Source organism: Actinorectispora metalli, from assembly GCF_056323685.1.
The window spans coordinates 1,454,979-1,467,588 of record NZ_JBREYE010000002.1; the positions used below are offsets into that span (position 1 = coordinate 1,454,979).

Sequence of the window (12,610 nt, forward strand, 5' to 3'; positions counted from 1 at the left end):
ACCCGTAGCCCCGGCCGCATGGAGGAGGGGCGTATGCCGCACTCACGTGCGCGCAAGATCGTTGTCGTTCCGGTGTTGGTCACCGTCCTGACCAATGACGACAACGACGTGGCGAGCCTGGATGCCGTCATCGCGGGCGCCATCGCCAACCACACGGAATGGCCGATGACGGCCGAGGTCGCCCCGCTGGAATCCCCCATTCCTCGACCGGTGACGCTCGCCGTCGATCCGCGCCCCAAGCGTCGGATCGTCACCTACGCAATGGTGCTGCACGCCTCCGGCGCCAAGAAGCGCCCGCCCACCGGCGAGCTGATCGCCATGGCCGAGGCCGCGGCCAAGAAAGCACTGCGAAGCCGCAAGGCCAAGGTCTCACTGCTGAGGGCCAACACCGTCGAGGAATTGGCCGCCTGCTGGCAGAGCATCGTCGGCAATCCCCGCTACGAACCCGAGGATTTCAACCCGGTCTGACCGGCCGCGTGGAGCATCGCCACCGGAAGTACGCGAGTACACCGTTTGGACGCCTTCTCGGCTAAGACACCTGGTTTCGGCGTTGCGCCCAGTCGGATCGGTTCAGTTCGTACTCGACCTCGCCCAGTTCGGTGCCTGGAATGGGGTCGTCGAAGTGGAGGTGGAAGGTGCGGACATAGCGGAGTCCGGCCTTTTCCATCACGCGCCTTGACCTCGAATTGACCGCCATGGTGGTGGCGAAAATGCGGCGGAGGTTGAAGTCGGCGAAGCCCACGTCGACCAGTGCCCGCGCCCCCTCGGTGGCGTAGCCCTTTCCCCAGACGCGGGTCTTCAGGCGGTAGCCGAGATCAGCCTCGTCCGGCGGGCCGTCTGCCTGGCGGTCCAGCGAGAACCAGCCGATGAACTCCGAGGTCGCCGCTTCTTCCGCGGCCCATTTACCGTGGTGGGGATAGCGCTCGTAGTCGGCCAAGAGCCTCGGCAGGATGACGTGCTCCATCTCATCCCGCGGCGTCGGCTGGCCGCCGGTGAGGTAGTGCATCACCTCGGGGTCGCTGTCCAACTCGACCAGGTTGTCGACATCGGCTGCGGTGAAACGGCGCAGCACCAGTCGGGGAGTCCGGAGAAACACATCCACAGCGTCGGATCAGATCAGTCACCGCGGTCCGGCGCCAACCGAATTACCCGGCGGCGGCGCAGCACGGCGCCGACGATCGCGCCGTAGGCGAGGTGGTCGGCCAACTGCGGGCCGAGCGGCAGCGCCCTGATCCGGGGAAAGCGGCGGCCCAGACACAGGTCCAGCACACCGATGGCCAGGCCCGTCAGCGATCCCCACACCACGGGGCGGCGTTGGGGCAGCAGCAGCGACAGCACGACCGCCCAGCCGAGCGAGAGCCCGAAGTGCACCGGCACGGCGGCTGCGACCAACACCGGGCGCCGGGACTCGGCGGGCAGCACCAGTGATCCCGCCGCGACGGTGGCCGCGGCGGGATCGGCGCGTGTCACGATGGCGTGCACTGTCGAGGGCAATCCACTCAACACGCCTGCGACGGCCCCGGCCAGGACCCCGTCGCGGACACGTGGTGCGAGCGGGTGACGGACTTCAGATGCCACGCTCACCCGCCCTTCTCACAACTCAGTCATCGTCCATGTCACGCACGAACCAGTGCTGGTTCTGGCTGGCGCCTCGGCACCAGTACAACTGCACCCTGGTCCCGTTCCCGAATCCGTTCCGGGCATCGGCGTCCAGGCACAGATCCTGCCGCGCACCGTTGCGGAAGTGCATGCCGTCTCGCCACCATTGCTGATGCGCGCCGCCGTTGCACCGCCACAACACCACGTCACCGCCGGGCTGTCTGCTGAAACCGTCCAGGCAGAGATTGCCGCGCTTGATCTCACCGGTGTGGCGGACCAGGTCCCAGCGCTGGTTGTCGTTACCGTGGCAATTCCACAGATGGACCTTGAACTGCCCGGTGCCGTGGAGGTATTCCCGGCTGTCGTCCAGACACAGTCCGCGAATTCCGCTTTCGATCATCTCGTGGTCTTCGGCACCTGCCGAAGTGGCAGGAAGCAGGCCGAGAGCAGCGACAACCGCCGCCAGAAGCACAGTCTTGATCCTCATCGAGATCACTTTCCTCCGTAAACGGGAAGCGCATGCCGGAGGAAGAGTACGCGTGATCTCGATTCGATAAACTACCGCTCACGGAATGCACACAGATGAGGATATTCGCTTCACCTTCATGGGGACGCGAGTAGCGGTTATCGAGCAGTCAGTCCCGGCGGCGGATTCGCATTACCGCCAATGCGGCGGAGAGAATCACCAGCACCAGGGCACCGCCACCGAGCAGCAGCGTGGTGGTCACGTCGCGCTTCTCGGATTTCGCGAATCCCACCGGCTGGGTGTCTTCCGACACGGGAGCGGGAATGGTGGTGACGGAGGGAGAGGGAGTCGGCGATGGCGCGGCCGATGGCGACACCGGCGGTTTCGCCGCCGCACCGCCACCCGTTCCCGCCGCGGCGCGGAAAACCACGTCGGAGCAGGAGTAGTAGGTGTCGGGAGTGCTGGAGTTCTGCCAGACCGTGTAGATCAGGTGCCGACCGGATTTGCCTGCGGGCAGCTTGCCGTTCACCACGTAGGCCTCCTCCCGCACCGGCGGGTTGTCCACCACCAGGAACGGCTTGGCGTCCAGGTCCGACCACCGCAGCGGCCGCGACGGGTCGTAGCCGTCGCGGGTGGCGAACAGCCGGAACTGGCCCTGGTGCGGGATCGTGGTGCGATACCGCAGAGTAAAGCTCGAACCGGCGGTCAAGGTCGTGCTCGGCCAGTCCGAGCGGGGCAGGTCGAGACCGCGGAACTTGGCGATGCCCGCGCTGCACAGCTTGCCGTCGGGAATGACCTCGCGGTCCCGTCCATCCACATTCGGCACGCGGATGAAGTCCCACTCGCGCATCGCGCCGGGCGTGCTCGCGGCGATGGCCGCCTGGCACGCCGGGGTCTGCGCCTGGTTGCCGCCCTCGGTGCCGCAGGCGAAGGACCGGCTGATCGGCGATAGCGGCGCGCCATGCGCGAACGCCTCACCCGCCGCGGCGACCAGCAGTGCCAGACTCACCAGAACCACCCGGTGCACGCGCATTCCGCAAGACCTCCTCGCCGCGACTACCCGGTACTACGCAGCCGAGCGGCGAAGTCGTTCACCGGGCACGAGTCGATAACGGATTGGTACTCCGCGTCATAAGACCGTCCAATGGGTGAACAGCGCAGACAAATCCGCAGCGTAAGGCGGGTTTCGAGGCGTTTCCGAATCGAAATGTGCTATGCCCGAATGGGATGTATCCGACGAGAGAATGGTCCAGCAACCCTCGGAGCACCCTGCTCAAGAGGAGAACCACCGTGTCATCACGACGCCGTACCCTGCTGGCGCTCGGCGCCACAGCGATCACAGTGGGAGCGTTGCTGGCCACGACGTGGCCCAGCACCGCGGCCAACCCGCCCGCCAAGGGGCCCGCCTATGTGTACCGGGTGCCCGCGCCACTCGGCGAACCCGCCCAGAAGCTGCTCGGCCGCGGCTTCGACGTCCTGGAACAGCGCCAGGGCAACGACCTGTTCGTGCTCGGCGACAGCGACACCGGGAACAAGCTGCGCGAGGCAGGTTACGCCGCCACCGTCGACCAGGTGCTGGAAGCTCCCAAGTGGGCGCCGCCCGGCAAGCGCTCCCAGCCCTCGGTGCTGACCGCGGAGGACGTGAACGAGACCTACTACGGCGGCTACCGCACGATCAACGCGCAGTACGCCCACCTGGACCAGGTCGCCGCGAACTACTCGAGCCTGGCCACGGTCGTGGACTACGGCGACTCCTGGCGCAAGTCCCAGGGCAACGGCGGCTACGACCTGAAGGCCATCTGCATCACGAAGAAGCAGTCCGGCGACTGCGCGCGGAACCCGAACTCGGCCAAGCCGCGGTTCTTCGTCATGGGCCAGTTGCACGCCCGTGAGATCACCACCGGCGATATGGCCTGGCGCTGGATCGACCATCTCACCGCGGGCTACGGCAGCGACAGCGAGGTGACCGCGCTGCTGGACTCCACCGAGATCTGGGTGGTGCCGATCGCCAACCCCGACGGGGTGAACATCGTCCAGCAGAACGGCACCTCCCCCGCGCTGCACCGCAAGAACGCCAACACCAGCAACGGTTCGAACTGCTCTGGCACCAGCTCCAGCCACTACGGCATCGACCTCAACCGCAACACCAACTCGCACTGGGGCGAGTCGGGCACCTCCAGCAACGTGTGCGACCAGACGTACAAGGGGCCGCAGGCCAACTCCGAAGTGGAGACCAGGGCGCTCCAGCAGCTGTGGCGTGACCTCTACCCGGACAAGCGCGGCACCGGCAACGCAGCCGCGCCCGCCGACACCAAGGGTGTCGTGGTCAGCATGCACAGCTACTCGAACCTGGTGCTGTTCCCGTGGGGTTACTCCACAACGGACAGTGGCAACGACGCGCCGCTGCGCGCGATGGCGCGGGACATGGCCAACCTGGCGGGCGGCTGGCAGTACGGCCAGCCCGGCGAGGTGCTCTACAACGCCTCCGGTGCCACCGACGACTGGGTCTACGACGACCTCGGCGTGGCCAGCTTCGTGTGGGAGATCGGCTCGGGCAGCGGTAGCTGCGGCGGCTTCCTGCCCTCGTACTCCTGCCAGAACAGCACGCACTGGCCGAAGGTCAAGCCGATGCTGATGTACGCGGCCAAGAAGGCGGCCAACCCCTACGGCGGCGCGGGCGGCACCACCACCCCGCCGACCACGACCACCACGCCGCCGTCGGGAACCTGCTCACGGGCCGCCTACGACGGTTCGCTGAACTCCGGCGCCGTGGCCTACCAGCCGAACGGGAGCTACTACCAGAGCACGGTGTCGGGCACCCACCGCGGCTGCCTCACCGGACCGTCCGGTTCGGACTTCGACCTGTACCTCCAGAAGTGGAACGGCTCGGCTTGGTCGAAGGTCGCCGAGGGCACCACGAACGCGGCCAACGAAACCGTGTCCTACAACGGAACCGCGGGCTACTACCGCTGGCAGGTGCACGCCTACAGCGGGACCGGCGGCTACCGGCTGGGCGTTGACCACCCGTAGCGAATTTCCCGATACCGCAAAGAATAACCAGTGAAAGCTTGACGCCGGAACCCCCCGACAGGCGTCGAGAGAAGGGGCCGACAGGGCGACCTGTCGGCCCCTTACCCTGTGTTCGCGAACGGCGCAGGGCGGCACCCCGAGTGACGGTGCCCGCCCGCCACTGTTGGCCTAACGAAACGGTACGCGGTGCACCCGTTTCCGGTGCCGCTGCGCATACGTCGCCCTTCTGTTGGTATTGTTGAGTGAAGCGGGTGTTTTCTCGGCTACTTTAAGTCCCACAATATGCACTCGATTAGGTGTTCTGCCTACGCATCATTCGGGATTTCCGAGCACTCAAGGCCACCCATTCGGTTGACTTACTCAGCAACGACGGTCGGTGCTAGCTTCGCAGTTGTCAGCGACAGTACATAGTCCTCCACGGCAACAAACCGGCACTATTCAGAATTTCTGGATCAGTGTGCCTCAATTAACCGGGCGTGCCCCGCGCAGGGGTCCAGCACGCACCGGGATTCCGGGCGTTCTCATTTCGCATCTCTATTGGCGCGCAAGAAAGTGATTGGCGGGAACGGTTGTGACTGTAACCGAATCGGCATCGGCGTCAGCCGAATTTAGCACTAACGGTGAGCGCTCACGTCTGAGCTTGAGCACCACCGCGGCGCGGAATCTGGCGACCACGACCAAGTCCGTTCCGCAGATGCAGGGCATCACCTCCCGGTGGCTGTTGAAAGTGCTCCCCTGGGTGGAGGCCAAGGGGGGTGCCTACCGGGTCAACCGCAGGCTGAGCTACGCCGTGGGTGATGGCAGGGTCACCTTCACCAACATCGGCGCCGACATCAGGGTCATTCCGCGCGAGCTGTGCGAACTGCCCATGCTGCGTGACTTCGATGACGACGAGGTGCTCAACGCACTCGCGGAGCGGTTCGAGCAGCAGGAGTTCCAACCTGGGGATGTGATCGCGGAAGAGGGGTCGCCCGCGGACAAGATCTTCCTGATCGCACACGGCAAGATCGAGCGGATCGGCAAGGGCAAGTACGGCGGGCAAACGGTGCTCGACGTGCTCGCCGACGGTGATCATTTCAGCTATCGGGCGATCCTGGAATCGTCGGACCACTGGACCTTCACCGCGAAGGCGGCCACCCCTGGCACCGTGCTGGTGCTCGAGCAGAGCGCGTTTGAGGAGATGATCGACCGGTCGGATGTGCTGCGGGAGCACATCGAGCGGTTCACCGCGAGCCCGAGCCGCGCCCAGGACGAGCACGGTGAGGCCGCGATCGACCTGGCGGCGGGCCATGAGCAGGAAGACGAGGTGCCGGGCACGTTCGTCGACTACGAGGTCACCCCGCGCGAGTACGAGCTCAGCGTCGCGCAGACGGTGCTGCGGGTCTCCACCCGGATCGCCGACCTCTACAACGAGCCGATGGACCAGGTCGAACAGCAGCTGCGGCTGACCATCGAGGCCCTGCGCGAACGCCAGGAACACGAGCTGGTCAACAACAAGGAATTCGGCCTGCTGCACAACGCGGACCTGTCGCAGCGCATCCACTCCCACTCCGGCGCTCCCACTCCGGACGACTTCGACGAGTTGCTGGCGAAGGTCTGGAAGGACCCGAGCGTGCTGCTGGCGCACCCGAGGACCATCGCGGCCTTCGGCAGGCAGTGCACCAAGCGCGGCATCTACCCGACCAGCATCGACCTCAACGGCCACAAGGTGCCGTCCTGGCGCGGTGTGCCGCTGCTGCCGTGCAGCAAGATCCCGATCAGCGACCACCGGACCAGCTCGGTCATCCTGATGCGGACCGGCGAGTCGCAACAGGGCGTCATCGGTCTGCACCAGACCGGGATTCCCGACGAATACCAGCCCGGCCTCTCGGTGCGATTCATGGGAATCAACGAGAAGGCGATCATCTCCTATCTCGTCAGCGCCTACTACTCCGCCGCGGTTCTCGTGCCGGACGCTCTCGCGATCCTCGAGAACGTGGAACTCGGCAAGGACGGCTGAGTAATTCTCATGTCCCAGCCGTATCAGTTGCCCGACTTCTACATGCCGTATGCGGCACGGGTGAATCCGCATATGGAAGCGGCTCGCGCGCACACGAAGACGTGGGCGCGCGAGATGGGCATCCTCGACGCGGAGGTCGACGGCAAGCTCGTCTGGACCGAGGAGCAGTTCGACGCCGACGACTACGGGTTCCTGTGTGCGTACACCCATCCGGACGCGCCACCGGAGGAACTGAACACGGTGACCGACTGGTACGTCTGGGTGTTCATCTTCGACGACTACTTCCTGGAGGCCTTCAAGAAGACCGGCGATATGGCCGGCGCCAAGCACCACCTCGACCGGCTCCGACTGTTCATGCCGATGGACGGCGGGGAGACACCGGAGCCGGTCAACCCGGTGGAGCGCGGACTGGGCGACCTGTGGGCCAGGACCATCCCGGCGATGTCGATGGACTGGCGCAGGCGCTACACCGACAGCACCGAGAAGCTGCTGCACGACTGCGTGTGGGAGCTTGCGAACATCAACTCCGGCCGGGTGCCGAACCCCATCGAGTACATCGAGATGCGCCGCAGGGTCGGCGGCGCACCGTGGTCGGCGAACCTCGTGGAGTACTCGATCGGGGCCGAGGTGCCCGCCTCCGTGGCGGGCACCCGCCCGATGCGGGTGCTGCGCGACACCTTCGCCGACGGCGTGCACCTGCGTAACGACCTGTTCTCCTACCAGCGGGAAACCGAGCAAGAAGGGGAGATCAACAACGGCGTCCTGGTCATGGAGCGCTACTTCGACCTGGACAAGCAGGCGGCGGCGGACCTCACCAACGACGTGCTGACCTCTCGCCTACGCCAGTTCGAGAACACCGCGTTGACCGAGATGCCCGCGATGTTCCTCGAGCATGGGTTGGACCCCGCCGCGCAGCGGCAGACCGTGCGTTACGTGCAGGGGTTGCAGGACTGGCAGTCCGGCGGCCACGAGTGGCACCTGACCGCGGGCCGCTACATGAACAAGGGCGACGTCAAGACCATCCGACCAGGACGGTTCTTCGGCGGTCCGGTGGGGTTCGGCGCCTCGGCGGCGATCGTCGGCGTCGGCCGCGGCGGAAAGCCCGTCGCGCGCCCGGTCGAGCACCTGGACGCCGTGCCCGATTTCCACATGCCCTTCCAGGCCAGGGTGAACCCCCGGGTCGATCAGGCGCGCAACCACTCGAAGCGGTGGGCGACCGAAATGGGCCTGGTCGTGGGCTCGGGGATCTGGGACGAGGCGGGGTTCGACGCCGCGGATTACGCGTTGTTCGCCGCGCTCACGCACCCAGACCTGAGCGCACCGGCGTTGGAGCTTGTCAGCGACTGGCACCTGTTCGGCTGGTTCGTCGACGACTTCTTCGTCGAACGGTTCAAACGGCCGCGGGACATGGCGGGTGCCAAAGCGTTCGCGGCGAGCTTCCAGGCCTTCATGCCCGCGGACGGGCAACCCGCGGCGCCGACCAACCCGGTGGAACGCGGGCTCGCCGACCTGTGGACCAGGACCGCACCGCACCTCAACGGGGACCAGCGCTCCGCCATCACCGCAGCGGTGACCAACTGGATCGAGAGCTTCCTGTGGGAGCTGTCGAACCTGGTCCAGGGGCGGATCCCCGACCCCGTGGACTACGTGGAGATGCGGCGCAGAACCTCCGCGAGCGACCTTTCGCTCATGCTCGCGCAACTCACCCTCGGACAGGAGGTACCACCGGAGATCCACCAGAGCAGAACCATGCAGGCACTCACCAAGGCGTGGTCGGACATCGGCCCGCTGCGCAACGACATCGTCTCCTACAACCGGGAGATCGAGTTCGAGGGTGAGATCAACAACGGCGTACTGGTCGTCCAGAACTTCTTCGACACGGACCTGGCCCACGCGGTGAACGTGCTCAACGACCTCACCGCGTCCCGGCTGCGCGAGTTCCAGCAGATCGCGGAGAACGAGCTACCCGTGCTGCACGAGGAGTTCTCGCTGAACGCCAAGGCCCGCAAGCACCTCGACCGCTACGTCGAGGCGCTGCGCACCTGGGTGGCAGGCCACGACGAATGGAAGGGCCGCACCGGCCGATACGCCAACACCGGCAGCAAGGTTCAGGCAGTGGAACCACGGGTGCTGCGCGGTCCGACCGGAATCGGCACCGAGCTCGCACGACGTTTCCGGGCACCGGCGACCGCTACTGCCTGAACGCACGACAGCACTTCACGCACGACAGATAGGCGGACATTGTGACCACCACCGAGCAGCCAGACATCAACGTGCAGGACCGGCCGCGGCAGAGCCTTTCCACGCGGGCCGCGCGCAACCTCGCCTCCACCACCAAGTCGGCTCCGCAGAACCAGGAGATCACGCCACGGTGGCTGGTCCGCATGCTGCCGTGGGTGGAGACGAAGGGTGGCACCTTCCGGGTCAACCAACGGGCGACCTACACCCTCGGCGACGGGCTGATCACCTTCACCAACGTCGGCGATGACATCCGCGTCGTCCCGCTGGAGCTCCAGGAGCTGGGCATTCTCCGCGGTTTCGACGACCCGGACGTGCTCGGCGCCATCGCCGACCGCTTCCAGCAGCGCGAGTACGAACCCGGTGACGTCATCGCGGAGTTCGGCAGCCCGACCGACTCGCTGATCCTCATCGCACACGGCAAGGTGAACAAGCTGGGCACCGGACAGTACGGCGACACCGTCGTGGTGGACACGATGGCCGACGGCGAGTACTTCGGCACCCGCGAGCTGTACGACGACTCGGCGCTGTGGGAGCACACATACAAGGCCGTCACCCCGCTGAAGGTGCTGACGCTGTCCAAACAGGACTTCGAGCGGGTGAGCAGCCAGTCCGAGGCGCTCCAGGAACATGTCCAGCGCTACGTGAACATGCCGAAGAAGAAGTCCAACAAGCACGGCGAAGCCGAGATCGAGCTGACCTCGGGGCACGAGCAGGAAGCCGACATCGGCGGCACGTTCGTCGACTACGAGGTCACGCCCCGGGAGTACGAGCTGAGCGTGGCGCAGACCGTGCTGCGCATCCACACCCGCGTCGCCGACCTGTACAACGGCCCGTTCAACCAGGTCGAGGAGCAGCTGCGGCTGACCGTCGACGCGCTGCTGGAGCGCAGGGAGCACGAGCTGCTCAACAACACCAACTTCGGCCTGCTGCACAACTGCGACCTCAAGTCGCGCATCCACACCCGCACCGGCCCGGTCACCCCTGACGATATGGACGAGCTGGTCAGCCGCCGCCGCAAGACCAAGTTCATCCTCGCCCACCCGCGCACCATCGCGTCGTTCGGACGGGAGTGCAGCAAGCGCGGCATCTACCCGGACGCGATGGACATCGAGGGCACCAAGGTCACCACCTGGCGCGGCATCCCGATATTGCCCAGCAACAAGATCCCGATCAGCGACCAGGGCACCAGCTCGGTCCTTGCCATGCGTACCGGGCTGGAGGACGAGGGCGTCATCGGCCTGCACCAGACGGGCCTGCCGGACGAGATCCAGCCGGGCGTCAACGCCAGGTTCATGGGTGTCGACGACAAGGGCATCATGTCCTACCTGGTCAGCGCCTACCACGCCGCCGCGATCATGGTCCCCGACGCCCTCGGCGTACTCGAGAACGTCGAAATCGGACGCTGAGGAGCAGGCGATGACGACCACTCCGGTCAGCACGACCGGCCGTGGTGCAGCCGAACTGCTGGCATGGAGCCGGCGCATGGTGGACCCCGCGCTGCGCGCGGCGGTGGACACCCTGCCCGGCTCCATGCGGCAGATCACCGGCTACCACTTCGGCTGGTGGGACGCCAACGGTGAGCCGACCAGCGGCGAAGGCGGCAAGGTACTGCGGCCCGCACTCGTGCTCCTGTGCGCCCGGTTGGCGGGGCGGGAGCCCGAGGTCGCGGTGCCCGCCGCGGTGGCGGTGGAGCTCGTGCACAACTTCTCGCTGTTGCACGACGACGTGATGGACAAGGACACCACCCGGCGGCACCGGCCCACCGCATGGGCGGTGTACGGCGTCGGTGCGGCGATCCTGGCGGGTGACGCGCTGCAGAACCTGGCCTGCGAGGTGCTGGCCGACAGCGCCGTACCCGAGGCCCAGGACGGCATGCGGATGCTGTCGACCGCGGTGATCGCGCTGATCGACGGGCAGGCCAAGGACCTGTCGTTCGAGGAGCGCGACGACGTCACCCTCGACGAATGCACGCTGATGGCCCAGGCCAAGACGGGGGCGCTGCTCGGCGGCGCCTGCGCGCTCGGCGGACTGTTCGGCGGTGCGGGCGAACAGCAGATCCGGCACCTGAAGGCCTTCGGCTCCACGCTGGGCTTGGCGTTCCAGCACGCCGACGACCTGTTGGGCATCTGGGGCGACCCCGCCGTGACCGGCAAGTCGGTGTACTCCGACCTCACCAGTCGCAAGAAGTCCCTCCCCGTGGTGGCCGCGCTGACGGCGAACACGCCTGTCGCGTCCACGCTGGCTTCGCTGTACCGAGGGAGCCGCCCGCTCACCGGTCCCGAACTGGCGCACATCGCTCAGCTGGTGGAGCGGGCAGGCGGTCGGGAGTGGACCCGTCGGCGGGCCGATGAGCTGTTCGCGACCTGTCTGGACGAGCTTCGGGCCGCCGCGGCCCTCGCACCTTCGAGCGAATCAACCCCTGCTCATCCGGCGGAGACCGTGGCGGAGCTGGAAACCTTGGCCAGGTTGGCTGCTCGACGCGATCACTGATGGAGGCGTCTCATGCTCTGGGAAGCCCTTTTGGCGATCGGCGGCACCGCCGCCGTCAGCATCCTGGCGGCGTTTCTCATTCACCGGCTGGTCAACTACGAGCATCGGGAGCGGTACAACGACGTCGGCGGACACTTCTTCGCCGCCGTCGGCGCGTTCTACGCCATTCTGGTGGCGTTCGTGGTGGTCGCCGTATGGGAAGACCTCCAGACCGCCAAGGACAACACCTATGTCGAGGCCAATGCGATACCTGGGCTGTATTTCGCGTCGACCGATTTCTCCGAGAAGGACAAGGCCGCGTTCCAGCGTATCTCGGTGGAGTACGCCACGGCGGTGATCGTGGACGAGTGGCCGAGGCTGGCGCACGGCGAGGCCAGCCCCAGGGTGGAGGCGGTCTCGAAGGAGATGCGGCGGGCCATCGTGTCGATGGACGTGGAGACGTCCCGACAGGAGGGCCTGTACAGCGCGATGATCGAGCGGGTCAACACGATCAGCAGCGCCCGAAGAGACCGGCTCAACGACGCCGAGCCCTCCATTCCGAACTTCTTCTGGTGGGGCCTGATCTTCGGCGGCTGTCTGGTGATCGGCTTCGCGCTGTTCTTCGGGGTGCCGAAATTCCTGCCGCACGCGCTGATGATCGGAGTACTGGCCGTTCTCGTGAGCGCGTCGCTGTATTTCACCTACATCATGGACCACGCGTATAGCGGCGAGATCAGTGTGCAACCCGATGCGTTCAAGACCGCCTTGGTGCAAATGGGCAAGACACCACCGGAATAAGGAGATAC

The 12,610-nt window shown here is 66.2% G+C and carries 11 protein-coding genes; 7 read left to right on the forward strand and 4 right to left on the reverse strand.

Annotated features, from left to right (window positions below; translation table 11 throughout):
* Positions 1-33: 33 nt before the first annotated feature.
* Positions 34-468: a hypothetical protein gene (locus tag ACU6XJ_RS27090; protein WP_476317644.1), complete on the forward strand. Its 435-nt coding sequence runs from the start codon at positions 34-36 to the stop codon at positions 466-468.
* 61 nt (positions 469-529) lie between these two features.
* Here ACU6XJ_RS27090 and ACU6XJ_RS27095 read toward each other — a convergent pair whose 3' ends face one another.
* The 4 genes from ACU6XJ_RS27095 to ACU6XJ_RS27110 form a co-directional block, all read right to left on the reverse strand.
* Positions 530-1,096, reverse strand: coding sequence for a GNAT family N-acetyltransferase (locus ACU6XJ_RS27095; RefSeq protein ID WP_476317647.1), 567 nt, complete (start codon positions 1,094-1,096; stop codon positions 530-532).
* A 20-nt stretch (positions 1,097-1,116) separates the two neighbouring features.
* A complete protein-coding gene (locus ACU6XJ_RS27100; RefSeq protein ID WP_476317650.1) occupies positions 1,117-1,584 on the reverse strand; it encodes a hypothetical protein in 468 nt (155 codons plus the stop codon).
* Between the two features lie 16 nt (positions 1,585-1,600).
* On the reverse strand, positions 1,601-2,086 hold the full coding sequence (locus ACU6XJ_RS27105; RefSeq protein ID WP_476318657.1) for an RICIN domain-containing protein: 486 nt from the start codon (positions 2,084-2,086) through the stop codon (positions 1,601-1,603).
* Between the two features lie 148 nt (positions 2,087-2,234).
* Positions 2,235-3,074, reverse strand: a complete 840-nt coding sequence (locus tag ACU6XJ_RS27110; protein WP_476317653.1) for a lytic polysaccharide monooxygenase auxiliary activity family 9 protein — start codon at positions 3,072-3,074, stop codon at positions 2,235-2,237.
* A gap of 281 nt (positions 3,075-3,355) precedes the next feature.
* Here ACU6XJ_RS27110 and ACU6XJ_RS27115 point away from each other — a divergent pair, with 281 nt between their 5' ends.
* The 6 genes from ACU6XJ_RS27115 (at position 3,356) to ACU6XJ_RS27140 (ending at position 12,602) form a co-directional block, all read left to right on the forward strand.
* Positions 3,356-5,095 carry a M14 family zinc carboxypeptidase gene (locus ACU6XJ_RS27115; protein WP_476317656.1) on the forward strand — a complete coding sequence of 580 codons (1,740 nt, stop codon included), beginning with the start codon at positions 3,356-3,358 and terminating at the stop codon, positions 5,093-5,095.
* A gap of 571 nt (positions 5,096-5,666) precedes the next feature.
* Entirely contained in the window at positions 5,667-7,094 is a 1,428-nt protein-coding gene (locus ACU6XJ_RS27120) for a family 2B encapsulin nanocompartment shell protein (RefSeq protein ID WP_476317659.1), read from the forward strand.
* Positions 7,095-7,103: 9 nt separating this feature from the next.
* A complete protein-coding gene (locus tag ACU6XJ_RS27125) occupies positions 7,104-9,296 on the forward strand; it encodes a terpene synthase family protein (protein WP_476317662.1) in 2,193 nt (730 codons plus the stop codon).
* A 38-nt stretch (positions 9,297-9,334) separates the two neighbouring features.
* Entirely contained in the window at positions 9,335-10,741 is a 1,407-nt protein-coding gene (locus tag ACU6XJ_RS27130; protein WP_476318659.1) for a family 2B encapsulin nanocompartment shell protein, read from the forward strand.
* 10 nt (positions 10,742-10,751) lie between these two features.
* The gene (locus ACU6XJ_RS27135) at positions 10,752-11,825 is read left to right on the forward strand and encodes a family 2 encapsulin nanocompartment cargo protein polyprenyl transferase (protein WP_476317665.1); all 1,074 of its coding nucleotides are present in this window, start codon (positions 10,752-10,754) and stop codon (positions 11,823-11,825) included.
* Between the two features lie 12 nt (positions 11,826-11,837).
* Positions 11,838-12,602: a bestrophin-like domain gene (locus ACU6XJ_RS27140; protein WP_476317668.1), complete on the forward strand. Its 765-nt coding sequence runs from the start codon at positions 11,838-11,840 to the stop codon at positions 12,600-12,602.
* The last annotated feature ends 8 nt before the right edge of the window (positions 12,603-12,610 follow it).

Excerpts from the sequence above, each read along its gene's own strand:
- ACU6XJ_RS27090 (WP_476317644.1), top strand. The coding sequence starts at position 34 with ATGCCGCACTCACGTGCGCGCAAGATCGTTGTCGTTCCGGTGTTGGTC.
- ACU6XJ_RS27105 (WP_476318657.1), bottom strand. The coding sequence starts at position 2,086 with ATGAGGATCAAGACTGTGCTTCTGGCGGCGGTTGTCGCTGCTCTCGGC.
- ACU6XJ_RS27135 (WP_476317665.1), top strand. The coding sequence starts at position 10,752 with ATGACGACCACTCCGGTCAGCACGACCGGCCGTGGTGCAGCCGAACTG.
- ACU6XJ_RS27125 (WP_476317662.1), top strand. The coding sequence starts at position 7,104 with ATGTCCCAGCCGTATCAGTTGCCCGACTTCTACATGCCGTATGCGGCA.
- ACU6XJ_RS27140 (WP_476317668.1), top strand. The coding sequence starts at position 11,838 with ATGCTCTGGGAAGCCCTTTTGGCGATCGGCGGCACCGCCGCCGTCAGC.